Origin of the sequence: Streptomyces roseifaciens (assembly GCF_001445655.1) — a bacterium.
Taxonomy (GTDB): Bacteria; Actinomycetota; Actinomycetes; order Streptomycetales; family Streptomycetaceae; genus Streptomyces; species Streptomyces aureoversilis.
The window spans coordinates 3,424,490-3,450,082 of record NZ_LNBE01000004.1 but is presented as its reverse complement, the minus strand read 5'-3'; the positions used below and the strand labels follow the sequence as shown (position 1 = coordinate 3,450,082).

Here is a 25,593-nt window from a genome sequence, read left to right as displayed (position 1 = left end):
GCGGTGACAGGGCTGCCGCACAGGACACTGGTAAGCGTTTGAGAAGGTTCGGCCTGCGGGGTGCGGAGCACCCCGCGGTGGCGTATCGCGTGGGAATTCGAGGAGGCATCGGTGGCGGGCGAGTCCCCCGGCAAGTCGGAGCAGCGGAAGTCGTCGGGGGAGACGACTGGCGGCGAGCTCGACCCGCGTCTCGGGGTTTTCCGGGAAACTTCCGGAAAGCCGTCCGGGAAAGCTGACGCGCCCGAGAGCGCGGATGCCGCGGATGCCGCCGAAGGCGGCCGTGAAGAAGTGTCCCCGGCGTCCGGTGAGGCCGATGCGGATGCAAAGGCCGAGACCTCTGCGGAGGACTCGGCGAAGGCCGGGCCCTCCACCGGGGGTCGCGCGGCCCCCGGCGGCGACGCCCGCCTGAAGGCCGCTGTGGCGGCGTGGGTGGCCGGTACGGACGGGGAAGAGGCCGAAGAGGGCTCCGAGGCCTCCGACGGCTCGGAGAAGGCCTCCAAGGCCCCTGCCGCCCCTGCCGCCGCGGACGAGCCCGGCGAGCCCGACGCGAACAGCGCCCCGTCGGGCAAGGACGAGGACTCCGCGCCCGCCGACCGGGCGACGGCCGTCTTCCGTACGGTCCGGCCGAAGGCCGATGCCTCGTCCGATGACGGCGACGGCAACGGCGACGGTGACGGCAAGGCCGCGAAGGCCGCCTCCGGCGAGGACAAGGACGCCACCCCCGCGGGCCGGCCCGCGAACGGTGCCCCGTCCGCCAAGGGCAAGACCTCCGCGCCCGCCGACCAGGCCACGGCCGTCTTCGGTGCGGTCCGGCCGAAGGCCGACGCCTCCTCCGCCGAGGCCCCGGCCGCCGAGCGGTCCGCCAACGGCGGCGCTCCGTCCGGCAAGGACAAGGGCAAGGACTCCGCGCCCGCGCCCGCCGACCAGGCCACCGCCGTGTTCCGTACGGTCCGGCCGAAGGGCGACGGGCCGTCCGCGGGCGGCGACGGCAAGGCCTCCGAGGCCGCGAAGGGCGCCTCCGGCGAGCGCAAGGACGCCTCCTCCGCGGAGGCCCCGGCCGCCGGGCGGTCCGCCAACGGTGCCCCGTCCGCCAAGGACAAGGGTGAGGACTCCGCGCCCGCCGACCAGGCCACCGCCGTCTTCCGTACGCTCCGGCCCAAGGCCGAGGCTCCCGCCCGTGACGGCGAGGACCCGAAGTCCCCGGCCGCCGACGGCAAGTCCCGTGGATCCGATGATCAGGCGACCGCCCTGCTCAAGGCCCCCGTCATCGACGCGCCCGCCCGCAAGGACGGCGCCGCCAAGGACGGTGCCGCCAAGAAGGACGGTGCCGCCGAGGGCGGGGACTCCGACTCCGAGCGCACCAGCCAGTTCGTGCCGCTGAAGTCGCTCGACGAGGCTGCCGCCAAGTCGGCCACCCCTGCCAAGGCCCCTGCCAAGGCCCCCGCCAGGGACGCTGCCAAGGCTCCGGCCAAGCCCGCCCCGGCGAAGGACGCCGCCAAGGCGTCCGCGAAGGTCCCCGCGCCCGCGCCCGCCCCGGGCAAGCCCGCCATTCCGGTCAGCGTCACTCCGCCCGCCCCCTCCGAGCGGACGCAGCAGCAGCCGTTCCCCCCGAGGCCGGGCGGCGGCGGCCCCACCGTCCCCCCGGCGGCGGGACAGCCCGCGGCGCCGCTGGACCTGCTGGCGCAGCTGACCAACACGCCTCCGCCGCCGGAGACGCCCACCCGCACGATCCTGCGCCGGGTGAAGATCTGGACGCCGCTGGTCGTGCTGCTGGCGATCATCTTCTGCGTGGTGCAGGCGTTCCGCCCGCTGCCGGAGCCGACGCTGGTGCTCACGGCGAAGAAGACGTTCAAGTTCGACGGCGACAAGGCGCAGATGACGTGGCCGGCGACCGGCCAGGCGTACGTCGAGGTGGACGGCCTGGGCGCGCTGGGCGAGTCCGGCGAGGAGAAGCCCGTCCCGATCGCGAGCGTCACCAAGGTGATGACCGCGTACATCACCCTTCGCGATCACCCGATGAAGAAGGGTGACAAGAAGGGCGCGCTGATGACCGTCGACGCCAAGGCGGTGAGCGACTACCAGAAGGGCAAGCCCGAGGGCGAGTCCCTGGTCCGGGTGACCGAGGGCCAGAAGCTCTCGGAGTACGAGGCGCTGGAAGCGCTGATGCTGCCGTCGGCGAACAACATCGCCAAGCTGCTGGCCCGCTGGGACGCCGGTTCCGAGGAGGCGTTCGTCAAGAAGATGAACGACACCGCCAAGGACCTGGGCATGGTGAACACGACGTTCACCGACCCGAGCGGCTTCGACGCGACGACGAAGAGCACCGCGAAGGACCTGGTCAAGCTGGGCAAGAAGGCCATGGCGGACCCGGTCTTCAAGGAGATCTCGGGGCTGACGGAGTACATCGACAGCAACGGCGAGAAGCAGAAGAACTTCAACCCGATCGTTCCGCTGTACGGCACCGGCATCAAGACCGGCACGACCACCGCGGCCGGCGGCAACCTGCTCTTCGCCGCGGAGAAGAAGATCGGCGGCACCACGCAGCTGATCATCGGAGCGGTGCTGGCGCAGCACAAGACGCCGATCATCGACTCGGTGGTCGCGGCGACCAAGGACGCGATCGAGTCGGCGAAGAAGGCGCTCGAGGCGAAGACGGTCGTGAAGAAGGGCGACGTCGTGGGCGCCGTGGACGACGGTCTCGGCGGCCGCACCCCGGTCGTGGCGACCAAGGACGTCACGGCCGTCGGCTGGGCGGGCCTGTCCGTCGGCCTGGCGCTCAACGACGGCGGCCACAAGCTGCCGCACGCGGCGAAGTCCGGTGCCGAGGTCGGCATGCTGACCGTGGGCAGCGGCCCGGGCCAGGTCCGGGTGCCGGTGGCGCTGAAGGCGCCGCTGGCCGAGCCGGGCTTCGGCGCGAAGCTCACGCGCCTCGGCTGAGGTGCGCGGGGGCGGCGGTCGCCGTCCCTGCCGGGCCCTCGCGGCGTGCTAGCGTCGCGAGGGTTTGAGCACGGCCGCGCGCCGTGCCGCTACCCGTGGAACCGGGGCAGCGCGAAGATGGGGGAAGACCTCCGGGGGAAGACGGGGAGAACAGCAGTGACCACCGTGGACCCGGCACGGGCCGGCAAGCCCGACGAGCCGGGTGAGCAGGACGGGCGGGATTCCGTCTTCCCGGGAGCCCCGCGGCCTTCGGGCGGCGCGGGCCTGCGCGGGCGCCTGAGGCGCGCGGGCCGCGCGGCGGCCGGCCGCCCCGTCCTGACCACTCTGTGCGTGGCGGCGGCGCTGCACGTGCTCTGGGTGTACGTGTTCGCGAACAGCGGCGGCGACCTGGCCGCCCAGGACGCGTGGGCCGAGTTCGTGGGCCAGCACCCCGACTCGGCGTACAACCTCGCCTGGTACGGCGGCATGCACCCCGTCTCGTACAGCGTGATCTCGCCGTACCTGATGGCCAGCATCGGCGTCCGCACCACGATGATGATCGCGGGCACGCTCTCGGCGGGCCTGATCGCCCTGCTGCTCGTGCGCAGCAGGGTCGTGCGCCGGCCGCTCGTGGCGGCCCTGTACGGCACCTTCGCGCTGACCTGCAACGCGATATCCGGCCGGGTCACCTTCGGGCTCGGCACGATGTTCGGCCTGGCGGCCGTCGCCGTGATCTTCGCGTGGCCGATGCGCTGGCGCTCGGAGGGCAAGTACCGCTGGGGCCGGGCCGGGCTGGCCGCGCTGGCGGCCGCGCTGGCGACGGCGTCGAGCCCGGTGGCCGGCCTGTTCGTGGGCTTCGTCGCGGCCGCCCTGTGGCTGGGCAAGCGGCGCCCGGCGGCGTACGCGCTGGGTGTCTCCCCGGCCGTGGTGGTGGGTCTGTCGGCGTGGCTGTTCCCGTTCTCGGGCCACCAGCCGATGGCCTTCGCCTCGGCGATCCTGCCGCTGCTGAGCGGCCTCTTCGGGGTGCTGTTCGTCCCCAAGGAGTGGCGCACGGTCCGGATGGCCTCGGCGCTCTACGTCCTGGCCGTCCTGCTGGTCTGGCTCATCCCCTCCCAGATCGGCACGAACGTCTCCCGGCTCGGCATGATCTTCGGCGGGACGGTGCTGGTCGCGGCCCTGCCGGAGCTGAAGGTGCCGCGCCCGGCGGAGCTGCTCAAGAGCGGCCTGCGCTGGACGGCGCTCATCCTGGCCCTGGTCACGTGCACGTCGTGGCAGCTCGCCAACGCCATCGGCGACATCATCCACACCACGCCCGCCGCTTCCTGGGCGCGCGAGCTCGCGCCCCTGGTGCACCGGCTGCAGCAGACCGACACGGCACGGGGCCGCGTCGAGGTCGTGCCCGCCCGCAGCCACCGCGAGTCCTCGGCCCTCACCCCGTACGTGAACCTCGCCCGCGGCTGGAACCGGCAGGCCGACCGCGAGCGCAACCCGCTCTTCTACGAGCCCGGCCTGCTCAACTCCTCCACCTACCGCGCCTGGCTCGACCGCTGGGCCGTGCACTACGTCGTGCTGCCCACCGACGAGCCGGACCCCGCGGCCGTCGACGAGGCCAAGCTCGTCGCCAAGGGCCAGCCCTACCTGCGCCAGGTGTGGTCCGACGACAACTGGCGGCTGTACGAGGTCGAGGCGCCGACGCCCCTCGCCGACCCCCCGGCGGTCGTGGAGCGCACGGACGCGGAGGGCCTCACGATCCGCGTGGACAAGCCGGGCCCGGTCCTCATCCGCATCCCGCACTCCCCGTGGCTGGGCCTGGTCGACGAGAACGGCAAGGACGTCAAGCCCCCGAAGGCGGGGCCGCGCGGCGAGCCGCCGGTCAACGTCAACGGCTGCCTGTCCAAGGAGGTCCAGGAGGCCCGCGAGGACCGGCCGGAGGACAACTGGACGGTGCTGAACGCGCCGAAGCCGGGCACGTACCACATCGTGGCGCGCTACAAGCTGCCGCGCGGCACGGGCTGTCCGGACAACCTGGCGAAGTAGCCCCGCCGGGTGCCTCCGGGCGTCCCCAGGCGTCTCCGGACGCCTCCGGCGGCCTCTGGACGCTTCCGGCGGCCTGGACGCTTCCGGGTCACTCGCAGACGCGCGGCGGTGACCCGGCGGCCCTTGGCGGGGCCTTGAGGTCCTTCTGCACGCTGTCCAGGTAGTCCAGCACCTTCTGCTGCCGCTTCGGGCCGGGATCGCTGAGGTAGTCCAGGACGCCGTGCTGGAAGGCGAAGCGCATCCGGAGCGGCATGACGTCCGAGGCGTCCAGGCACTTGGGCCGCTGCCGGTCCCGGAGGGCCTTGCCGATGGCGTCGTTGACGCGCTCGGAGCGGCCGGGCTGCGGTGCGCTCGCGGTGACGAAGAAGGGCCGGCCGGGATTGCCCGGGTCCGCCGCGGCCTTGGCCGCCGCCCCCTGCTGCCCGCCCTCGCCCGGTCCGGGCGGTGTCTCGGCCCAGGCCCGCTGGCCCTGCGGGGAGGCCAGGAAGCGCATCAGGGCCCGGGCCGCCGCGCTCTTCCCGAAGAGGGTCGCGAAGTCCGCCGACACCTCGGAGGAGGCGGGGCTGCGGGCGATGCCGGGGAGCACGTCCCGCGTGGGCACGAAGGCCGCGCGGCGGGTGTAGTCGGAGTCGCGAATGAACGAGCCCTGGTGCTGCAGGGCGCACGGCGAGGAGAAGATGCTCTTCGCGAAGTCCTGGCTCAGGGCGGCGGTGGCCGGTCCCCGGTCGAAGAGCCCCCCGAACGTCCGCCAGGCCTCGGCCACCGGCCCGCGCGACCACTCCAGCTCGCCCCGGGCCCACAGCTCGTAGACCCCCTTGCCGCTCTGCTGCAGCAGGATGTCCTCGATCCAGTCCGTGCCCGGCCAGCCGGACGTGGCGTCGCCGCCCATGCCCGCGCACCACTGGCCGCCGCGGGCCGCGAGCGTGCGCAGGTCCTGCCCGCGGGCGGGGTCGTACCAGACGACGCTCTTCAGGTCGGCCTTGACCGCGATGGCGTAGACCTTGCCGCCGATCGCGGGGGCCCACAGCGGGCCGTACCCGTCCAGGGTGTTCCCGAGGACCGGGGCGAGCTCCCGCGGCGGGGTCTCCGAGCCGACGTACTCGCGCACTTCGCCGAGGCTCGGCAGGATCGCGACGTCCGGCGCGTTGCCCGCGTTCAGCCGGGAGAGCAGCACCTCGCGCAGGGCCGTGGTGCCCTGGTAGTCGACGTCGACGTGGTACTTGGCGGAGTACGCGTCAAGTACTTGGCGGAAGCGCGCCTCCTCGGTGTCCGTCCACGGGGCGAGGACGGTGATGCGCCCGTGGTGCTCGCTGCGCGCGTCGCCCGTGCCGACGGTGGAGACCAGCACCAGCCACAGGGCCAGGAGGACGGTCGCGGTCTCGAAGGAACGTATCCGCCGGCCGAGGCTCTGCGGGACCCGGGCGAAGCGGTACTCCTCGATGCGGGGCTGTAGGCCGAGGACGGTCAGGGCGGCGATGACGACGGCCGCCAGGGGGATCCAGGCGGGGACGGCGGTCAGCCACTGGGTGTCCTGCATGTGGCCGCGCACCGTCTCCGGGACGCTGCCGGAGACGTCCCCGCCGCGTGCCGCGCCGTAGGCCCGGCCCAGGTCGTCCTGGAGGTGCAGGGCGGCGGTCAGGAGCAGCGGCACGAGCCCCGCCAGCAGCAGGGTGGCCCCCGCGAGGGGGCCGTTGAACCGGCGGTGGAAGCGGTGCCGGAGGAAGAGCTGCGTGTCCACGAGCAGCCAGGCCAGCACGCACCACAGCAGGACCGCCGCGCCCCAGGCGAGCTTCAGCAGCCAGCCGGTCGACGTCTGCGCCCTCAGCACCGCCGCCTGCCGGTCCTGGACGTCCGCGAGCCGGGCGATGATGCCGCTCTTCTTGCGGTTCAGCGTGCTGTCGGCGTAGTGCAGGTAGGCGTCGCGGAGCTTCTCGTCGGCCTGGCTGCGGGCGGCCTGCCCGACGAGGTAGTCGTACGAGGAGAGCTGGCCGGCCGCGGTGCTCAGGATGCTCTGCCCGGCGGAGCCCGCGACGGTGGTGGCGGAGGCCTTCTCCAGGCTCCTGAAGGCGGCGTTGAACTTCGCGCGGTAGTCCTCGCCGGTGCCCTCCGTGGCGGCGGCCGGGCTGCGCAGGGCGGCCTTCGCGGCCTTCAGCGAGTCCCGCAGGGCCTTCTCCGTCGCGGCGACGTGGCCCATGGCCGGCACGGTGCGGTCCGGCACCTGGGCGGCGTCCCGGCTCACCCCGTAGTACGCCGCCAGGAGCGCGCCGCAGGCCAGCACGGTCGCCACCAGCAGGGCGGCCATGCGGCGTATCAGCCAGGGCCTGGTGTGCGGCGGGGTGTTCGCGGGGGTGGTCATGCGGTCGGCTCCGGCCGTTCGTGCTCCGGCCGTTCGTGCTCCGGTCGCCGGTGCTGCTCCGGCGGCGTGGGTCGGTCCGCGAAGCGGTACGGGCACTGGGAGCAGAACTTCGCGGTGCCCGGGGAGACGCGCCCGCAGTCGGGGCACTCCACGTCGGACACGCCGTCGTCCGCCGCAACCGGCGCGTGGCGTCGACCGGGTACGGGTACGGGTGCGGGCGGCTGCTCCCAGGACTCATGCGTCTGCGTGCTGTGGTCGGAGCCCACCCAGGCCGCGTTGAAATCACCGGCCGCGATGACGTCGCGCAGCCGGACCCGCCCTGCCCGGGCGTCGTCGACGTGCACCAGCCGCCGCAGCCGGCGCAGCATCTTCTCGTCGCCGAGGTCGTGGGCGAGCCGTACCGCCCGGCCCCACTCCTCCTCCGCGGTCGCGCGGTCGCCCCGCTCGTACGCCTCGCAGCCGGCGTTGACCGCGCGGCCCAGGTCGGCGTGGCCGGCGAAGTGGGCGACGCGCGGGTGGACGCGCGTGGACAGGGCGGCGTCGTCGGTCCAGTGGACGAGCAGGGGGACGGGCCGGGGCACGGCGACGACGGCCTCGGCGGGGTGGTCGCCGACGGCGTCGGCCACCAGCGACAGGGAGGCCAGCTGCATGTCCTCGTCCATCGGGTCGCCGGCGGGGTCGGCCGTGACGCACAGGTGGTAGTCGCGGGACTCGTCGCCCCAGGCCCCGGTCGGGAAGTCCCAGCTGCGCTCCCCGGTCTGCACGGCCTCCGCGGTCAGGTTCAGCTCGGTGGGGAAGACTTGCTTGAAGAAGCGGAGCTCGCTGCCGACGCGCAGCCGGACGCGGATCCGTATGCCGGGCAGCGCCTTCGTCATGGCGCTGGTCATCATCGTGCGGAACTCCTCCTCAAGGTCGGAGTCGCGCTCGACCGCATCCGCCTTGCCGTGCAGCCGGGTGGCGATCGCCCGCAGTTCGGCGGCGCCCCACTGGTCGCCGATGCCGCGCGCGTCGCAGGTGAACTTCCCGGCGCAGTCGGCGAGGACGCGCTCCAGCTCGTCGGGCCGGTCGTGCTCGTTCCTGCCGTCGGTCAGCAGGAGGGCGTGCCGGATGGGGTGGTCCTGCTCCGGGGCGGTGAGCAGGTCGCGGGCGCAGGCGAGCCAGGAGGCGATGGCCGTGCCGCCCGCGGCGACGAGGTCGTGGGCGGTGCGGGCGGCGTCGGCGCGGGTGTCGGGGCCGGCGACGGCCATCCGGCCGGTGGCCGGGTAGACGACGCGGGCCTTGTCGGTGCCTTCGACGAGGGCGAAGCGGGTGCCGTCGCGCAGGACGCCGATGGCGGCGGCCGCGGCCTTGCGGGCCGCCGAGATCTTCGTGCTGGGCCAGCTCATCGACCCCGAGCAGTCGATGACGACGACCTCCGCGGAGGAGGAGTGGGCGGTGACCCCGCCCAGGCCGTGGCCCTCGACGGTGAGGATGGCGTGGGCCGGTACGATGCCGGCCCCGGCCGGCAGGTGCTTGTTCTGCCCCAGCTGGGCGGTGAGGGCGGGCAGGGCCGCCGTCGGCGCGCGGTCCTGCGGGCCCGCACCGTCATCTCGGTTCATCGCGCATCTCGGTTCATCGCGTCGGTTCCTTGCCTCGGTCCCTTGCCTCGGTCCATTCGTTCCCTCGTGTCAGAAGCGGGTCCTGGGGCGGACGCTGTTCGCCAGGTCGACCAGGGCGGCCAGGCCGCCCGGGGTGGGTGCCTGCCGTGCCAGCCGGCGCAGCTTCGCCTCCAGCCGGGAGCGGAGGGCGAACTCCTCGTCGTCCGCGCCGAAGAGTGCGGTGCCCTCACCCGGCCCGCCGGTCGTCGCCCCTGCCCGTACCCGCTCCAGGGCCACTTCGAGCGTCTCCGCCTCCAGCCGCTCGCGGGCCGGGCCGCCGGGGTGGCCCTCGTCCAGGTAGAGCCGGGGCAGGCGGTCCAGGGCCGCGGCCAGGTCGGCGCGGCCGGGCAGCCCGCGGCCGCCGTCGGTGTGGAGGCGGCCGGAGAGGATGCGTACGCAGGCGATGCGGGCCGCGTCGTAGTGACGGGAGACCTCCGGCAGGCCGTCGAGGAGCTCGACCGCGCCGGTGCGGTCGCCGGTGGCCAGCCGCAGCCGGGCGAGCCCGAAGGCGGCGCTGCCCTGGGAGCGGTTGCGCTGCCACACGGCCTGGTAGTAGCGCTCGGCGGCCTCCGCGTCGCCGCGCTGCTCGGCGCAGAAGCCGAGGGCCAGCTTGGGGGCGTACTCGCCGGGCAGGTCGTGGTAGACGCGGTCGAACTCGCCCTCGGCAGCGTCCGGTTCGCGCCGGGCGAGGTGGAGCAGGCCCTGGTGCCAGGAGATCCGCCAGTCGTAGGAGACCAGTTTCCCCAAGAGCTGCTTCGCAGTCGTCAGACGCTCCTCGGCGGCCCCGAGTTCGCCCAGTTCGAGGTGGGCGCGCAGCTGCCGGAGACAGATCTCCACCGACTTGTGCTTCGAGGCGGACAGCTGCTGGATCAGGCGGCGCGGGCCGCTGGTGGTGGGCTGGCCGAGCAGGGCCGCGGCCGGGTCGCCGGGGTCGGGGTAGGGCACGGGCAGGTGGCGCGGGACGCGGTCGGCCGCGGGCAGGCCGGGGTCGAGGAGCGGGCGCGGCTCGCCGCCCAGCCAGCGCTCCAGGGGAGGCACGCGCCCGAGCGAGGCGTCTAGGAGGGTGACGGCGGGGGCGAACAGGGTGGACGGCTCGGGGTGCTCCGTGCCGGTGCGCAGGGAGCGGATCTCGCGCAGGACGCCGCGCAGTTGCTCGGCCATCTCGCGGGCGGAGGCGAAGCGGCCGGGCGCCTCCTTCGCGGTGGCGCGGGAGACGGCCCGCCGGTAGGACTCGGCGCCGAGGCCCGGGGGCTGCCGGCCGGAGTCGTCGGAGAGGGCGCGCAGGGTCATGCCGAGGCTGAAGAGGTCCGATTGGACCGACAGGCCCCGGGCGCCGTGGCGGGCGACCTCGGGGGCGGTGAAGCCGCGGGCGCCGAGGACCAAGCCGCTCTCGTCGCCCAGCTCTCGGGTGGCGCCGAGGTCGATGAGCTTGATCCGGTCCGCGTAGTGCATGACGTTGTTGGGCTTGAGGTCGCAGTAGACGTAGTTCTTGCGGTGCAGGCTCTCCAGGGCGTCGAGGATGCGGCAGCCGTACGACAGGACGTACTCGAAGATGCGGTCCTCGCCGAAGGGGCCCTCGCGGCGGGTGATGCGGTCGCGCACCTGGGAGAGGAGCATGCCGCGGACGAACTCCATGACGATGTAACGGGTGGGCCCGTCGCCGCCCGGGCCGTCCGCGTCCGGTGCGCCGCCGTCGGCTGCGGGTTCCGGGTGGGTGACGAAGTTGATGATGCGGACGATGTCGGGGTGGTTGAAGCGGATGAGGTTGCGCCGTTCCTCGCCCATGTTCTGCAGGGCTTCGGGGTCGCGGGTGTTGATGAGGCCCTTGAGGGCCACGGGGGTGCCCTCCAGCCGGATGTCGTGTGCGAGGTAGACCCAGCCGAGGCCGCCGTTGGCCACGCACCCCACCACGCGGTACTGCCCGCCGACCAGATCGCCGGGGGCCAGGCGCGGGGTGAAGTCGTAGGGGTGGCCGCACCGCTCGCAGAAGCCCGTGGGTAGGGCCGGCTGCCCGGCGTACGGACGGCCGACGATCGCGGTGCAGCCGCCGTGTCCGCAGGTCTTGCCGCCGGCCGGGACCCGGGGGTCCGCGACGACCAGGGCCTCGGGGGAGGGGGTGGCGATGTAGGGCAGGTCGAGCAGGCCGTCCTCGGCGGGGCCCACGGTGAACAGCCGGTCGGTCTCGGCCCGCCTGCGGGTGCCGGCCGTGGGCGGGCTGTCCGGCACGGGCGGGACCTCGCGCCGGGCGCGGTGGCCGCGCGTGGAGCAGAAGCCTGTCGCCTCGATACGGCTGTCGCAGCCGGGCCAGGTGCAGCGGTCGGGGGGCGGGGAAGGGTCGGGGGGCTGCGCGGGCGGTTTGCCGGGAGGATCGTTACGGGGATTCCTGGGTGGCGTCATCCGGGGTCGCCCCCTCGCGGACGGTGGGTGTGGTGCCGTACGGCCTCGGCGAAGCGCTCCACGGCGCGCTCGGCCTCGGCGAGCTCGCAGGGCGCCTGGTAGAGGAGGTTGTGGGCGGTGCGGTAGAGGGGCGCGGCTGCCCGCTCCTCCTCCAGGCTGCGGGCGGCGAGCAGCGCGAAGAAGGCCTCCAGCCGGCCGCGCAGTTCGTTGCGCCGGGCGATGCGGGCCTCGGCCAGGCCGATCGCCTCCTCTATGCGCAGCAGCCCGGACTCCACGGTCCGCTCGAAGGCGGAGAGGTCGGCCAGGAAGCGCTCGCCGCCGGGCTCCGGGTGGCGGCGCAGTGCGGTGAGGTCCAGCCGGAGGGCGGCCGCGCGCTGCGGCACGGGGCGCACCGGGGCGATGAGGGCGGCCTTCTCGAACGCGGTGCGCTCGCGGCGTGCGATGTTGTCGATGCCCTCGCGCACCCGGTCCAGGCGTGCGGCGATGTCGTCCTTGGCGGGGTCAGCCATCCTCAGCGCCAGCTCCAGGCTCTGCGATTCGGGGTTGCGGAAGACGAGGAGCAGCCGGGCGCCCCGGGCGGCGAGGAGCCCGGTGAACTCGACCAGTGCCAGGGGGTCGGCCGCGTAGTCGACGCCTTCCGCGACGATCGTCAGCGGAACGCTCCGCGCCGCGCCCAGGCGGCCGACCGGCGACTCCTCGTCGTCGGCGGCGCGCAGCCCGAGCCGGTCGGCGATGCGCTCGGCGACCCTGGCGACGGTCTCCCCGGAGACGTCCAGGGCGAGGTCGACGCTGCCGAGGGGCGGCAGGACGTCGTCCTCCGTCTCGTACGGGGACGGAGGGCGGCGCGAGGTGCCGTTGGTGCGGGGCCGGGGGCCGGGGCGGGGATCGGGGTGGGGATCGGGCGGGGTGCCGGGCGGCGGGGCGTTGCGGGGCGCGGGGGGCCGTATGCCGGTGGGCTGGTGCCCTGCGGGCCTGCTCCCTGCGGGCTCGCTCCCGGCGGGCCGGTTTCCCGTGGACTGGCTTCCGGGGGGTCGATTTACGGCGGGCCGGGGGGTGGGTGCGGCCGGTGGCGCGGCCTGGTGCGGCGGCTTCGTCGGCTGTGCCTGCTGTGCCTGCTGTGCCGGTTGTTTGCACAGCTGCTTCCGGTCCTGGTGGGACGTGCCGGGGCCGCCGGGTAACGCACCGGGCCCGTCGGGGCCGCCGGGCCCATCGGCCGGAACCGGGCCGTCCGCGGGGAGTTCGCGGTCGGCCAGGGCGACCGCCCTGCTGAGCGTCGCCGAGCGGACCGCCTCGCCCTTCTTGATGACGATCGCCTCCACCCGCCGCGTGCCCTCCGCGCCGGCGAACCAGCGGGCGAGCCAGCGGGCGAAGTCACGGTCCCGGGCCGCGCTCCGCGGCACCGACGGCAGGCCGTTTCCGCGCTCGCCGCTCACGTAGCGGGCGATGGCCGGCAGGTGCCGGACGACGGTCTCGATGGGGATCATGTATGACAGGTGCAGCCGCTGATCGGCGGGCGCGGCCGAGGAGCGGTCGTCGTAGCGGCTGACGACCATGCCGAGGACGCGGTGGGTCTCCGCGTCCGTCACGGCGGCTCCGCTGAAGCCGGGGCGCACCGTCTCCTCGGGCGTCACGGGGAACATCTGCACCCACTCGCCGCGCGGCCCCGACGGCCCGGCGAGGGTGGCCCGGAACCACACGCCGTCCTTGAGCTCCCTGGTGCTGGGAAAGCCGCACATCCATACCGTCCGGCCGCGCGTGGGTGCGACGCGGTGCAGCGGGGCGGCGTGGCGGACGTCCTGCGGCTCGTCCAGGGTGAGGAGGGCGACGTCGCCCCGGGAGTCCTCCAGCTCGGGCACCCAGCAGCCGTCGGCCACGCGGGCCGCCACGGGGCGGGCGCCGGGCACCCCGACGAGCTCGACCAGCACGTCGCCGGTGGGGACGGAGGGGAAGGCGGGGTCACGGGGGCCGGAGGGAATGACGTGGGCGCAGGTGAGGACCACATCGGCGGCCAGCAGGATGCCGGCACCCAGGACGTCCCCGCCGGACGTGGAAATGCGGACCCGCCAAGTCTCGCCGCGCATCTCGGTGTTGACGGGGACCTCGGTCTCCTCCCCCATGGGCGCAGAGCATACGCGCGCCCCCGGCGGAAGTGCCCCCTCCGACTGTGGGGTCACCGTTCCGTGTGATTCACGGCGGGTGCCGTGCGCCCCCGGGGTTCACCCGTTTGCCACGCCCGGGGGAGGCCTCTCCGGTTACTGCATGGTTACCGTCGGTGACCTGCTCTTACGTCCGCCGGCCGGGCCCGGCGGGCTGTTCCGGACCGGTGGTTCTGATGTGACGTCAGGGTGCGGGAGGGGCCGGATCCCGGTTCGCTCGGCTCTGAGGAGCGCGGACCCCCCACTCCTTTCGGTGGCACATCGAAGTGCCGCGGCCGCGCTCACGGAGGAACAAGCATGCGTAACTCACGAGTGCTCACCGGGACCGCCCTGTCCATAGCCGCCCTCGGGCTGGCGAGCGCTCCCGCGCTCGCCGCGGACTTCGGCAAGCTGGAAGTCGGCCCGAACCCCGCGAAGCCCGGCACCGAGGTCACGGTGAACACCACCGCCTGCGGCGCCAACGGCTCGGGCACGGGCGACGCCAGCGCCGTCGGCGGCCCGGCCTCGTTCCAGCTCAAGCCGGGCGCGCAGAAGGAGTCCGTCGTCGGCACTTTCAAGGTCCCGAACAGTGCGAAGGCCGGCACGTACGGCGTCGGCGTCAAGTGCCACAGCGGCAAGGAGGCCACGGGCGACCTGGTCGTCTCCACCGGCTCGGGCTCGGCGCCGGGTTCCCGTGCGGGCTCGGGCTCGGGTTCCGGTTCGAGCCCGGCTTCCGATTCCGGTTCCGGTTCGGGCTCGAGCGCGAGCCCCGGTACGGGCAGCGGCTCCGGTTCCGGCACGGGCTCCGGGTCCTCCACGACCCCCGCCAAGCCCCCGAAGGGCGGCATGAAGACCGGTGTCGGCTCCACGAGCGACGACTCCGGCATGACCGAGCTCATGGCGGGTGCGGCCGTGCTGGCCACCGCGGCGGTGGGCGGCACCTGGTACCTGCGGCGCCGTGGCAGCAACGGCAACCGGGTCTGACGCGCCCCCGGCCGGCTCCGTTCCCTGGTCCCCGAACGCGCGCGCGTCCGGGGACCAGGGGCGCGGTGGAGGAGAACGATGTCCCAGTCGCAGAACGCAGGCGAACGGGCCGTCCGCAGGGCGCACGGGTCCCGCAAGCCGCGGAACTCGCGGGAGATGCGCCGCAATCCGAACAGACGGGCCAGGGTGGCCCCGGTGGCCCCGCTCTCCGCCGGGCCCGGGTCCTCCGGGGCCCGCCCGCCCGGCCCTCGCCGTCCCCCGCGGACCTCGCTGCAGGCGCGCGAGTCCCGGCGCAAGGCCGTCGTCGCCGCGTGCATCGCCGTCGCCCTGTGCTTCGGGAGCTGGCTGATCCAGCGCGGTGCCGACATCCAGGACCCGCCCCCGGTGCCCTCCGCGGCCGAGGCGTTCCCGGCCGCCGGGCCGCCCGTGGGGCCGGTGCGCGGCGAGCGCGCGGTGCCGCCGCTGCCGGCCGCCGTGCCCACGCGGGTGCGGATCCCGGCGATCGACGTGGACGCGCCGCTGCAGCCGCTGGGCCTGCTGCAGGACGGCAGCCTCTCCAGCCCGCGGGACGGCGAGAGCAACCTCGCCGGCTGGTACGCGGACGGGGCGGCGCCCGGCGCGACCGGCACCGCCGTCGTCGCCGGCCACGTCGACACCGCCACCGGGCCGGCCGTCTTCTACAACCTCGGCGCCCTGAGGAAGGGGTACCGGGTGGAGGTGGCGCGCGCGGACGGCCGGACGGCGCTGTTCACCATCGACGCGATCGAGGTGTACAGCCGGACGGACTTCCCGTCGCAGAAGGTGTACGGGCCGTCGAAGCGCGCCGAGCTGCGGGTGATCACCTGTGGCGGGGGGTTCTCCGAGGAGAGCCACGCCTACCTCGGCAACGTGGTCGTCTACGCCCATCTCACCGGGGTGAGGTGAGGGCACGCGGCCGGCTGCTCACGGCCGCGTCCCTGGCTGCCCCGGCCCGCTCACGCTTCCGCGCTCACGTCTCCGCGCTCACGCCTTCGCGATCACGCCTCTCCCCGCATCTCCGCGAGCAGCTCCAGGATCTGCTCGCCGTGCTTCGCCAGCTTGCTCTCGCCCACGCCGCTCACCCCGGACAGCGCTTCGAGGGAAGCGGGTGCGGCCGTCGCGATCTCCCGCAGCGTGGCGTCGTGGAAGATGACGTAGGCGGGGACGCCCTGCTCCTTCGCCGTGGCCGCGCGCCAGGCCCGCAGCGCCTCGAAGACCGGGACCGCCTCGGCGGGCAGGTCGACGGGCGCGGCCCGCTTGCCGGAGCCCGAGCCGGAACCGCCCGACTTCGCCGAGGCCCGCGCCGGACGCTCCGGCTCGCTGCGCAGCCGCACCTCGCGCCGGCCGCCGAGCACCTCGCCGCTGGCCTCCGTGAGGACGAGCGTGCCGTAGTCGCCCTCGACGGCGAGCAGCCCCTGCGCCAGCAGCTGCCGCACCACGCCCCGCCACTGCGCGACGCTCAGCTCGGTGCCGATGCCGAAGACGGTGAGGCCGTCGTGGTCGTGCTGGATGACCTTCGCGGTCTTCTTGCCGAGCAGGATGTCGATGATCTGGCCCGCGCCGAACTTCTGCCGCCGCTCCCGGGCCAGCCGGTAGACCGCGGAGAGGAACTTCTGGGCGGCGACGGTGCCGTCCCAGGTCTCGGCGGGCGTGAGGCAGGTGTCGCAGTTGCCGCAGGGGCCGCTCTCCTGCCCGAAGTACGCCAGCAGCCGCACCCGGCGGCATTCGACGGTCTCGCACAGGGCCAGCATCGCGTCGAGGTGGGCGGCCAGCCGGCGGCGGTGGGCGTCGTCGCCCTCGGAGCCGTCGATCATCTTGCGCTGCTGGACGACGTCCTGCAGGCCGTAGGCGAGCCAGGCCGTGGACGGCAGGCCGTCGCGCCCGGCGCGGCCCGTCTCCTGGTAGTACCCCTCGACGGACTTGGGCAGGTCGAGGTGGGCGACGAAGCGGACGTCGGGCTTGTCGATGCCCATGCCGAAGGCGATCGTGGCCACCACGACGACCCCGTCCTCGCGCAGGAACCGCGCCTGGTTGGCGGCGCGGGTGCCCGCGTCGAGCCCCGCGTGGTACGGCAGGGCGTCGATGCCGTGCTGCACCAGGAAGTTCGCCGCGTCCTCCACGCTCTTGCGGGAGAGGCAGTAGACGACGCCCGCGTCCCCGGCGTGCTCGGTGCGCAGGAGCTCCAGCAACTGCTTCTTCGGGTCGTTCTTCGGCGCGATGCGGTACTGGATGTTGGGCCGGTCGAAGCTCGCGACGAAGTGCCGGGCGTCCTGCAGCTTCAGCCGGGACGCGATCTCGGTGTGGGTGGCCTGCGTGGCCGTCGCGGTCAGGGCGATGCGCGGCACGTCCGGCCAGCGCTCGTGCAGCGCGGACAGTGCCAGGTAGTCCGGCCGGAAGTCGTGGCCCCACTGGGCCACGCAGTGCGCCTCGTCGATGGCGAAGAGGGAGATCTTGCCGCGGTCGAGCAGCCGCAGCGTGCTCTCCACGCGCAGCCGCTCCGGCGCGAGGTAGAGCAGGTCGAGCTCGCCGGCGAGGAACTCGGCCTCGACCATCCGCCGCTCGTCCGCATCCTGCGTGGAATTGAGGAAGCCCGCGCGCACGCCGAGGGCGCGCAGCGCATCCACCTGGTCCTGCATGAGGGCGATGAGCGGGGAGACGACGACACCGACGCCCGGCCGGACCAGGGCCGGGATCTGGTAGCACAGCGACTTGCCGCCGCCGGTGGGCATCAGGACGAGCGCGTCGCCGCCGGCGACGACGTGCTCGATGATCGCCTCCTGATCGCCCCGGAAGGCGTCGTAACCGAAGACGCGCCGCAGGCAGCCCAGAGCCTCACTGCCCGCAGCGTCGGGTGTGGGGGAGGGGGACGGAACGGAGTCAGCGGGGCGGGCGGTCTCGGTGAGGTCGGCCATGCGGAAAGTCTAGGGCGGGCCGCCGACACGAACGGGGGCCTGTGGATAACTCACGGGGACCGGGGAGGCGAGTACGGGGGCCGCGATCTACGCGGCCTCGGTCTGCACCCCGGCTCCACGGCCCCCGATCTACGTCACCGCGATTTACGTCACCGCGGTCTGCGCGCCCCCGGTCTGCCCGACACCGGTCTACGCGACCTCGATCCCGTAGTCCTCCAGCAGCTCCTCCAGCCCGCCCTCGTACCCCTGCCCGCCGAGGACGAAGTCCCAGTCGCCGTTCGCGCGCCGCCGGAAGGAGCCGAGGACGAGCGCGGTCTCGCCCGCCCGGCCGTCGGAGACCTCCAGCTGCCCCAGCTCGGCACCGGCGGCGTCCGCCAGCCGGATCCGGGCGTCGGTGAACCCCGCCAGGTCGGCGTCCGGATTGACGGCCGGGTCGACGGCTGCGACGAGCACGAGCCGGTCGGCGTCCGCCGGGAGCGCCTCGAAGGCGACGCGGACGGCGGCCTTGTCCCCGCGGGGCGGCGGCACGGCGCGCACGGCCCCGTCGGGGGTCGCGGGGTTGTTGAAGAAGACGAAGTGGTCGTCGCTGAGCACGCGGGTGCCTCGGCAGACGAGGGCGCACACGTCGAGGGCGACGGCGCCGGACCAGGACATGCCGAGGACGTTGTGGTCACCGGGAGCGCCGGGAGCGCCGGGAGCGCCGGGCTCTCCGTGATCTCCCGGCGTGCCGGGAGCGCCTTCGTCCGGCGCGGCCGCCGGGGGAGCGGGCTGCCGGCCGCCCTGCGTCCCGCCGCCGAGCCGCCCCCGCAGCCCGTGCCGCTGCAGCAGCCCCACCAGCTCCTCGCCCGGGACGAGCGTCAGGGGCTTGCCGTTGGCGAAGGCGTACGAGCCCGGGCCGAAGCCGGACGTGGTGACCAGCACGCCCTTGTTGGCGCCGGCGCCCTGCACCGTGCCGTACAGGTCCCGGACGGCCGTCGGCGGGACCGTCTTGCGGTACCGCTTCACCTGCACGATGATCCGGCCGCCGCTGATCGGGTCCGGGTCCAGGGCCTCGACGTCCACGCCGCCGTCGTTGGAGCGGGTCGTCATCACGGCCTGCATGCCCCGGGCGCGGAAGAGCTGGGCGACCAGCGCCTCGAAGGCGACCGGGTCCATCTCGTAGAGGTCGGGGTCGTCGCCGCCCCCGTGGGAGACGACGCCCCGCCCGACGTCGGCGGGCATCCGGCCCGGGCGCACGGCGGCGAGCTGGTCGGGCCGGGCGGACAGCAGCCCGCCGAGCCCGTCGGTGAGGCAGTCCACCGCGCTGACCTGCTCCAGGTGCAGCCCGGCGAAGACGGAGCGGGAGACGGTGGCCGAGGCCAGGACGATCTCCGCGCGGCGGCCCGTGGCCGGGTCGTGGTCGTCGACGAAGCCGTTGACGACGACGGACTCCAGCGCCCCGGACCCGTCCGCCGCGAACAGGTCGCGCAGCACCAGCAGGACGCACTGGGCCAGCACGTCCCGGTAGACGGCCCGGCGCTGCGCCGCGGGCCGCACCGTCTCCTTCTCCTGGTCGGCGGTCGGCATGTACCGCACGGCCTTCGCCTCCGGCACGATGTCGTACCCCGGCAGCTCCCACATCAGCACCAGCTGCCGGGCGGCCGGGTCGTAGGCGGCCGACACCTGGTGCGGGAACTCGTCGGGCCACGCGGAGGAGGCGTAGAGGGCGGCCGAGAAGTAGTCGACGACGGCGTCGGTGTCACCCGCGCGCAGCGCCGCGACCATCTCCTCCACACCCGCGTTGTGCTCCCGGATCTCGGCGAGCTGCCCGGCGGCCCACTGCTCGTACTGCCGCCGGTACGCCGCCAGCTGCTGCTGCCGTGTGGCCTCGGCGGCCTGCGCGGCCCGCAGGTCGTGGTCGTACTGCTCGCGGCCGTGGCCCGCGCCGAAGCCCCAGCCGCCCTGGGCCCGGTACAGGCCGGGGTCCGGCATGGGGAGGGGCTGCCCGAGGTGTCCCGGGTTGAACGGCTCCACGGTCTCGGGGTGGCGCAGGGCGGCGGTGGAGAACGCCGGTACCTGACAGCCCGTCACCAGCAGTCCCGTCAGCTCCGCGACGCGCGCTTCTATCTCCTCCGTGCGCCGCCGGGCCTCGGCCTCGCGCCGCTGCCGGTAGGCGGCCCGCTGTTCCCGGTCGGCCCGCGCGGCCTCCCGCGCCGCCGCCCGTTCCTGCCGCTCCTGCTCCCTCTGGAACTGCACCCGTTCCCGGTGCTCGGCCTCCCGCAGGCGCTGCTGCTGGCGCTGCGTTTCGGCCCAGATCCCTATCAGTCCACTGGAGCGACGACTCATGCGGATACATGCCCTCCCCCCGGGACACCCGGCGTCCCGGAACCACGTGCACTGGCCCCGACAACCAGTGGTCAAGTCGACTTTAGCCGCCTGACGGACAATCCGATCAGCTGCAAGTCGTACGAGGGGGTGTGGGGTGAAGGGGTGGCCGAAGGGGGCGACCGAGGGGCCGGCCGAGTGGTCGACCGGGGCGCCGAACTGCGGAGCCGGCCGTCGAGTCGGCCGAGGGGCCGCCTTGTAAGCCGTACGGGTGATTTTCCCGGCGTGCCCCGTTGCCGGTGCGATTTTCCGGGGAGCTTGTCCTGGAGGGACCACGCACAGGCGTCCGGTTCGTGAGCAACGGTTCGTAAGCGACGGGGTGGGCGGGAGGGCACTGATGGTGACGACGACAGCATCCGACTCGGACCAGTATCCGGTGCGCTTCTGGGCGGTGGACGATCTCCGCGGGCTCGATTTCGACCCGTTCATGGCCGAGCGGCTCCGGGACGAGCCCATCGCCCGGGTGAAGCTCCCCCACGGCGAGGGGCACGCCTGGCTCGTCACGCGCTACGAGGACGTCAAGTTCGTCACGTCCGACCCGCGGTTCAGCCGGCAGGCCGTGCTCGGGCGCCCGATCACCCGGCTCGCCCCCCACTTCATCCCGCTCGACGAGGCGGTGGGCTTCGCCGATCCGCCCGAGCACACCCGCCTGCGCAAGGCCGTGGCGCGCTCCTTCACGCCCGCCAGCCTCGAACGGCTCCGGCCCCGCGCCGAGCGCGTGGCCGGCGAACTCCTCGACGCCATGGAGCGCGAGGGCCCCCCGGCGGACCTGATGGCGCACCTGAACGGCCCGCTGCCCCTCGCCGTCATCAGCGACCTGATGGGCGTCCCCGAGGCCGATCTGCCGAGCATGGCGCACTGGACGGAGGTCCTGCTGTCCGCGGGCCACGGGCGGGAGGCCAGCGACCGCGCCAAGGCGGAGATGGCCGCCTATTTCGTGGAGATGCTGGCGCGCAAGCGCGCGGAGCCGGGTCCCGACCTCGCCAGCGAGCTGGCCGCCGCCGTCGCGAAGGGCGACCTCAGCACGGAGGAAGCCGTCGCCATCGCCCTGCTCATCCAGGCCAGCGCCGCCCACGCCGTGCGCAACAACAGCAGCAACATGGTCTACGCCCTGCTCACCCACCCCCACCACCTGGAGCGGCTGCGCCGCGAGCCCGGGCTGCTCCCGCAGGCCATCGAGGAGTTGCTGCGCTACATCCCGCACCGCAACGCCGTGGGCCTCGGCCGCATCGCCATGGAGGACGTCGAAGTGGGGGGCGTCCTGATCCGGGCCGGCGAAGTGGTGCACTCCTCGTACCTCACGGCCAACCGCGACCCCTCCGTCTTCGACCACCCGGACGAGATCGACTTCGACCGGGAGCACAATCCGCACCTGTCCTTCGGGCACGGACCGCACTTCTGCCTGGGCTCGATGCTCGCCCGCCTGGAATCCGAGATCATCCTCGCCGGCCTGATCGCACGCTTCCCGGACCTGCGCCTCGCGGAGCCGGTGGAGAAGATCCGGTGGCAGCGGAGCGCGCTCATCCGGGGGCCGGAGCACCTGCCCGTCGCGTGGTGAGCGATGCCCGGCGAGCGAGGAAGGGTCCGATGGCCGAACCGCTGACGAATCCGACGCCCGATGCAAGGTCCGGCGTGACGTCCGACGCGACGTCCGATGTGACGTCCGATGTGACGTCCGACCCGGCTTCTGCCGGCTGCCCGGCCTTCCGCAAGCCGGGCGAGACGGTCCACGACTGGCCGGTGGACCACCTCCCCGGCCTGGAGTTCGATCCGCTCATGCACCGCCTGCTGCGCGAGGAGCCGATCGCGCGGATCCGGCTGCGGTTCGGCGAGGGCGACGCCTGGCTGGCCACCCGGTACGAGGACGTCAAGACGGTCGCGGCCGACCCGCGGCTCAGCCGCGCCCTCACCGTCGACCGGCCGGTCACCAGCATGACGCCGCACGTCGTCGCCCCGGCCGGCGGCGTCGGCCGCACCGACCCGCCCGACCACACCCGGATCCGCCGGCACGTGGCCCTCACCTTCGGCCGCAAACGCGTCGCCGCCCTGCGCCCCCGCGCAGAGGAGCTCGCCGACCAGATGCTCTCCCGCATGGCCGAGCACGGCTCCCCGGCCGACCTGACCGAGTGGCTCACCGACCCCCTGCCCGCCCAGCTCATCGGCGAGCTCCTCGGCGTCCCGCCCCACGACCTCGGCCGGCTGCAGAACTGGCGCAGCGTCATCCTCTCCAGCAACCACTCCGAGCAGCAGAGCAACGCCGTCAAGGGCGAGATCGCGGGCTACTTCAAGGCCATGGCCGCGCACCGCCGCGAGCACCCCGGCGACGACCTGTTCAGCGCCCTGGTCGAGGCCCGGACGGAGGGCGGCCTCAGCATGCCGGAGCTGATCTCGCTCGCGGTGATGCTCGTCCTCAACGGCATGGACGCGGTCCGCAACCAGGTGTCCAACATGGTGTACGCGCTGCTCACCCACCCCGAGCAGCTGGCCCGCCTGCGCGCCGAACCGGCCCTGCTCCCGCAGGCGGTGGAGGAGCTCCTGCGCTACATCCCGCACCGCAACGGCGTCGGCCTGCCCCGCGTCGCCACCGAGGACCTGCAGGTCGGCGAGGCGGTGATCCGCAGCGGCGACGTCGTCTACGTCTCCTACCTCGCCGCCAACCGCGACCCGTCGGTCTTCCGCGACCCGGACCGCCTCGACCTCACCCGCGACGACGCCCCCAACCTGTCCTTCGGCCACGGTCCCCACTACTGCGTCGGCGCCCTGATCACCAGGATGGAGGCGGAGGTCATGCTCACCGCCCTCCTCGACCGCTTCCCGAACCTGAGCCTCGCCGTCCCCGAAAGCGAAATGCGCTGGCGCCGAGGCTCCATCAACCGCGGCCCGGAGTCCCTCCCGGTCGCCTGGTGAAAACCTGACCAGCCCCGCTTGGGGACCGCTGGGTGGTCCCCACTGTTCCCCCGCAGTTCAGGCACGGCTGATCCCGGCCTAGTTCACCCTGGCGGCCCACTTGGAGTCGCCTGCTCGCCACTGGGGTTGCGAGTGCAGAATTTCTCGGGTAGTCATCATTGAAAGGCTGGAGAGTGTCGCCCTTCACCTGAGGGAGCAGCAATGGGCGATTCGTGCTTGGATGATGCTGGATATGCACTCCGATACATCCTTGAGAAAATCAACATAGCTCTCGACCTCGAACTGGGTGGGCTTCTCCGATCTGTCGCCGTGGGCGATTTTATTTCGTCTGCTCACGATCTCGGTCAGTTTGACTGCCACCTTGACGCTGGTTGCTTCGTCGCCGCGATTGACGATGGCTCGATTGACGTGCGCTTCTATTTGGCTGATGAGGTCGTGAACATCGAGAAGCCTGAAGACGTTGTCCAGAATCTCTGGCCTGGCATTGGTGAATTGGCGGGTTAAGATTTTGGCCGAGAGGACCTGTGGATTGATGGAGCGGTCCTCCTCCCAAAGCGGAGCATATGTAGAAAATAATCGACGGGTCTTGTGGATCCTGTCGGGGCCCTCGCTGCCAAATATCTCTTGGATTCGCTCCCTGGTGTGCAGTTCAAGTAGGCCATCGGGGATTCTTCGCGTCGGTGGCTTCGCCTCGCAGATCTCGTCGATGAGTTCTGTCAGGGCAGCTTTTACGAAGCCTTCGAAGTGTGCAACCAGCATCACCACACATGCTCGGGTCACCGCGTTGGTCAGTTCTCGATCTTGGGCCTGGTCCACAGTCCCGCCATGCCCGAGCGGCTGTGAAGGGCCGGCAGCAAGAAGCGTTTCCACTTCTCGGAGGCTGTCGATGAACTCACAGTAGGAATCCAGTTCGGACTCGGCCATCGATCCTCGCTAGTCGGGAAGAGTGGGCAGGTCGCAGCGGACTCCCAGTTTCACCAGTCCACTTGCGAATGCGTGTACGCGCCCATGCATCCGGCTCTTGTCCGCCGTTGCCCGGCCAATCGCTGTTTGGAAGCTTTCCCTGTCAAGTAGCTCGGAGCGCAGCTCTCGTATTTCTTTGGCCTTGCTCACTGCGGACCGCCGGTCGGAGAATGCAAGGGGGAGCATGATGGAGTCGAACAGTGCTTTGTTGAACGCCCCCATCTTCCCGTCTTTTATCAGCCTGAATGCACTGGTGCCGAAAATTTCTGAGACCGCTCTGCAGGTCTCCAGGAAAACCTGAATCTCTGCTTCGCCAGGAGTCCCCTTTCGGTGTCGCCGCATGTAGGTGTTAAGGAGCTGACGGAGCGGTGGGCGGTAACCGCTGAGGTTTTCGTAAAGTGCGAAGAAGCGTAGGGCCAGCTCCTCGTAAGCCATCCGACTGTTCTTTAGTCCGCCCAGGATGCCGGAGAACTCCGGATTCTCCGCCAGTTCTTTCAGGGATGAGTTCAGTGATCCGCGGTAAATGCAATTTCGTAGCTCTTGTGCGGCCAGCATCGCAGATCCGGTGTTGAGTCGTTCGAATACATCAAATTTGATGTCCGGGTGTGAATCGTCGGTGATTACGATGCAACGAATGGTGCGGTTGCTCAGTCGCCGCTGCTCTTTCAGAGGGAGACCGCTGTAGCGGAGACCTTCAAATTCACTGACCACTGAAACGCCGCGAAGGGCGAACTCGTCACCGAGGAAATCCTTGATGGTCTGGATCCGCTGGAGGCCGTCGATAACTTCGTAGGATCCGTCTTCGTTTTCGGCGAAGTAGCAAACCGGTACGGGGATGTTCAGGAGAAAGCTCTCGATGAGTCTGCTGGCTTTAGACCTGTCCCATACGTACTTTCTTTGGTACTCGATGCTGAGCAGTAGCCGCTCGCGCTGGATGTCATCCACCAGTGTTGCCAGCGAAAGGTCGTACGGTTGGGTGACCAGCCGCCTCTCTTCGAGGGGGACGAACAGGGGCTCGGCCTGCTCGGATGTGACGTCGCCTTCGTCCTCTTCGAAGAGGGGGTCCTGATCGGAATGCGTTGACACTGTGCGCCCTCCCCTTGTGGATGCTCCTACGATCAACTTGGTAGATCACTGTAGGGCGTTGGGGCGGGGTGGGGTCACTTTTCTCTGTGACTGCTGTCGAGCGCCATGAGGCTGGTCACGTGGTGGCTCGAGGCGAGCGCCTGTCGTCGTCGCGCTGCCCGGCCATGCCGAAGCCCTCCAGCCGGGATGGCTGGAGGGCTTCAAGGCGGTGCCCCCGGGCAGATTCGAACTGCCGACACCTGCTTTAGGAGAGCAGTGCTCTATCCCCTGAGCTACGGAGGCAAGGTAGCCGCCAGTGTAGCGGGTGGCGGCGGGCGGGGGTCAGGGGCCGAAGCTCCAGGAGAGGGTGTGGTCCGTGGTGGCCAGGGCCGCCAGGACGATCAGGTCGGCCGCGCCCAGGGTCAGGCCCAGGGCGGCGCGGCCGGGGCGGTTCGTGCCGCGGAGGAGGGCGAGGCCGGCCAGGGTCAGGGCCAGGGGGCCCAGGACGATGTTGAAGATCAGGAGGCCCACCAGGCCCAGGACGAAGGAGGCGACCGCCATGCCGTCGGCCTCCCGGCGGGCGGGGGTCTTGTCGGGCTGCGGCTGCGGCTGGGGATCCGGCCGCGCCTGGTCCGTCGCGGGCCGGTGTGCTGCGTGCTTCGTCAGGGTCGTCGTCGGAGTCGTCGGCATTTCAGTGCTCCCTCCTGCGCTCGCGGATCGCGAAGACCAGCAGCCACAGGGAGATCGCCGTCGCCGCCGGGATGATCACGGGGAGTGCGAGATGGGCGGCGGCGCCCACGAGGACTCCCAGGAGGAGCACGGCCGCCACTAGGAAGATCATGTCCTTCCCTTCTTGGGTGAACAGTTGGAATGACAGTTGTTCACTGAAATCCAGCGTAGCG

At 72.5% G+C, this 25,593-nt stretch carries 16 protein-coding genes and 1 tRNA gene; 6 read left to right on the top strand and 11 right to left on the bottom strand.

Features of this window, described 5'->3' with window-relative positions; all coding sequences use genetic code 11:
- The first annotated feature begins 288 nt into the window (after positions 1-288).
- Together AS857_RS32545 and AS857_RS32540 are read left to right on the top strand one after the other, a co-directional pair.
- Positions 289-2,937 carry a D-alanyl-D-alanine carboxypeptidase gene (locus tag AS857_RS32545; RefSeq protein WP_245700585.1) on the top strand — a complete coding sequence of 883 codons (2,649 nt, stop codon included), beginning with the start codon at positions 289-291 and terminating at the stop codon, positions 2,935-2,937.
- Positions 2,938-3,093: 156 nt separating this feature from the next.
- The gene (locus AS857_RS32540; protein WP_079110777.1) at positions 3,094-4,953 is read left to right on the top strand and encodes a hypothetical protein; all 1,860 of its coding nucleotides are present in this window, start codon (positions 3,094-3,096) and stop codon (positions 4,951-4,953) included.
- Between the two features lie 88 nt (positions 4,954-5,041).
- Here the strand turns inward: AS857_RS32540 and AS857_RS38280 are convergent, their stop codons facing one another.
- The 4 genes from AS857_RS38280 to AS857_RS32520 form a co-directional block, all read right to left on the bottom strand.
- Positions 5,042-7,309: an ABC transporter substrate-binding protein gene (locus AS857_RS38280; RefSeq protein ID WP_058046728.1), complete on the bottom strand. Its 2,268-nt coding sequence runs from the start codon at positions 7,307-7,309 to the stop codon at positions 5,042-5,044.
- Entirely contained in the window at positions 7,306-8,907 is a 1,602-nt protein-coding gene (locus AS857_RS32530; RefSeq protein WP_063804390.1) for a VWA domain-containing protein, read from the bottom strand. Before AS857_RS32530 ends, AS857_RS38280 begins: the two co-directional genes overlap by 4 nt.
- Before the next feature lie 69 nt (positions 8,908-8,976).
- Complete coding sequence (locus tag AS857_RS32525) at positions 8,977-11,343, bottom strand: serine/threonine-protein kinase (RefSeq protein ID WP_079110776.1); 2,367 nt, start codon at positions 11,341-11,343, stop codon at positions 8,977-8,979.
- The gene (locus tag AS857_RS32520; protein WP_058046726.1) at positions 11,340-13,460 is read right to left on the bottom strand and encodes a S1 family peptidase; all 2,121 of its coding nucleotides are present in this window, start codon (positions 13,458-13,460) and stop codon (positions 11,340-11,342) included. Before AS857_RS32520 ends, AS857_RS32525 begins: the two co-directional genes overlap by 4 nt.
- A gap of 336 nt (positions 13,461-13,796) precedes the next feature.
- Here AS857_RS32520 and AS857_RS40155 point away from each other — a divergent pair, with 336 nt between their 5' ends.
- Both AS857_RS40155 and AS857_RS32510 read left to right on the top strand, forming a co-directional pair.
- Positions 13,797-14,462, top strand: coding sequence for a hypothetical protein (locus AS857_RS40155; RefSeq protein ID WP_063804389.1), 666 nt, complete (start codon positions 13,797-13,799; stop codon positions 14,460-14,462).
- A gap of 270 nt (positions 14,463-14,732) precedes the next feature.
- Entirely contained in the window at positions 14,733-15,386 is a 654-nt protein-coding gene (locus AS857_RS32510; RefSeq protein ID WP_058047212.1) for a class F sortase, read from the top strand.
- 92 nt (positions 15,387-15,478) lie between these two features.
- On the opposite strand, the gene recQ is transcribed toward AS857_RS32510, so the two are convergent.
- Positions 15,479-17,392 carry a DNA helicase RecQ gene (gene recQ, locus AS857_RS32505; RefSeq protein ID WP_058046724.1) on the bottom strand — a complete coding sequence of 638 codons (1,914 nt, stop codon included), beginning with the start codon at positions 17,390-17,392 and terminating at the stop codon, positions 15,479-15,481.
- A gap of 189 nt (positions 17,393-17,581) precedes the next feature.
- Positions 17,582-19,717, bottom strand: a complete 2,136-nt coding sequence (locus AS857_RS32500) for a restriction endonuclease (protein ID WP_173864830.1) — start codon at positions 19,715-19,717, stop codon at positions 17,582-17,584.
- Positions 19,718-20,093: 376 nt separating this feature from the next.
- On the opposite strand from AS857_RS32500, the gene AS857_RS32495 reads away from it, so the two are divergent.
- Positions 20,094-21,314, top strand: coding sequence for a cytochrome P450 (locus tag AS857_RS32495; protein ID WP_058046723.1), 1,221 nt, complete (start codon positions 20,094-20,096; stop codon positions 21,312-21,314).
- Positions 21,315-21,343: 29 nt separating this feature from the next.
- The gene (locus tag AS857_RS32490; RefSeq protein WP_079110775.1) at positions 21,344-22,663 is read left to right on the top strand and encodes a cytochrome P450; all 1,320 of its coding nucleotides are present in this window, start codon (positions 21,344-21,346) and stop codon (positions 22,661-22,663) included.
- Between the two features lie 183 nt (positions 22,664-22,846).
- Here the strand turns inward: AS857_RS32490 and AS857_RS39690 are convergent, their stop codons facing one another.
- The 5 genes from AS857_RS39690 to AS857_RS40515 form a co-directional block, all read right to left on the bottom strand.
- A complete protein-coding gene (locus AS857_RS39690) occupies positions 22,847-23,587 on the bottom strand; it encodes an MAE_28990/MAE_18760 family HEPN-like nuclease (RefSeq protein ID WP_144440910.1) in 741 nt (246 codons plus the stop codon).
- 9 nt (positions 23,588-23,596) lie between these two features.
- Positions 23,597-24,712 carry a DUF262 domain-containing protein gene (locus AS857_RS32480; protein WP_058046721.1) on the bottom strand — a complete coding sequence of 372 codons (1,116 nt, stop codon included), beginning with the start codon at positions 24,710-24,712 and terminating at the stop codon, positions 23,597-23,599.
- Between the two features lie 209 nt (positions 24,713-24,921).
- Positions 24,922-24,994: transfer RNA gene (locus tag AS857_RS32475), tRNA-Arg, on the bottom strand.
- Positions 24,995-25,033: 39 nt separating this feature from the next.
- The gene (locus AS857_RS41695) at positions 25,034-25,381 is read right to left on the bottom strand and encodes a hypothetical protein (RefSeq protein ID WP_063278446.1); all 348 of its coding nucleotides are present in this window, start codon (positions 25,379-25,381) and stop codon (positions 25,034-25,036) included.
- 1 nt (position 25,382) lies between these two features.
- Positions 25,383-25,532 (bottom strand): hypothetical protein, encoded by a 150-nt coding sequence (locus AS857_RS40515; RefSeq protein ID WP_173864829.1) that lies wholly within the window; start codon positions 25,530-25,532, stop codon positions 25,383-25,385.
- Between the last annotated feature and the right edge of the window lie 61 nt (positions 25,533-25,593).

Coding starts and splice junctions, on each gene's coding strand:
- AS857_RS32525 (WP_079110776.1), bottom strand. CDS start 11,343: ATGACGCCACCCAGGAATCCCCGTAACGATCCTCCCGGCAAACCGCCC.
- AS857_RS40155 (WP_063804389.1), top strand. CDS start 13,797: ATGCGTAACTCACGAGTGCTCACCGGGACCGCCCTGTCCATAGCCGCC.
- AS857_RS41695 (WP_063278446.1), bottom strand. CDS start 25,381: ATGCCGACGACTCCGACGACGACCCTGACGAAGCACGCAGCACACCGG.
- AS857_RS32495 (WP_058046723.1), top strand. CDS start 20,094: ATGGTGACGACGACAGCATCCGACTCGGACCAGTATCCGGTGCGCTTC.
- AS857_RS38280 (WP_058046728.1), bottom strand. CDS start 7,309: ATGACCACCCCCGCGAACACCCCGCCGCACACCAGGCCCTGGCTGATA.
- AS857_RS40515 (WP_173864829.1), bottom strand. CDS start 25,532: ATGATCTTCCTAGTGGCGGCCGTGCTCCTCCTGGGAGTCCTCGTGGGC.
- AS857_RS39690 (WP_144440910.1), bottom strand. CDS start 23,587: ATGGCCGAGTCCGAACTGGATTCCTACTGTGAGTTCATCGACAGCCTC.
- AS857_RS32530 (WP_063804390.1), bottom strand. CDS start 8,907: ATGAACCGAGATGACGGTGCGGGCCCGCAGGACCGCGCGCCGACGGCG.
- recQ (WP_058046724.1), bottom strand. CDS start 17,392: ATGGCCGACCTCACCGAGACCGCCCGCCCCGCTGACTCCGTTCCGTCC.
- AS857_RS32500 (WP_173864830.1), bottom strand. CDS start 19,717: ATGAGTCGTCGCTCCAGTGGACTGATAGGGATCTGGGCCGAAACGCAG.
- AS857_RS32520 (WP_058046726.1), bottom strand. CDS start 13,460: ATGGGGGAGGAGACCGAGGTCCCCGTCAACACCGAGATGCGCGGCGAG.
- AS857_RS32490 (WP_079110775.1), top strand. CDS start 21,344: ATGGCCGAACCGCTGACGAATCCGACGCCCGATGCAAGGTCCGGCGTG.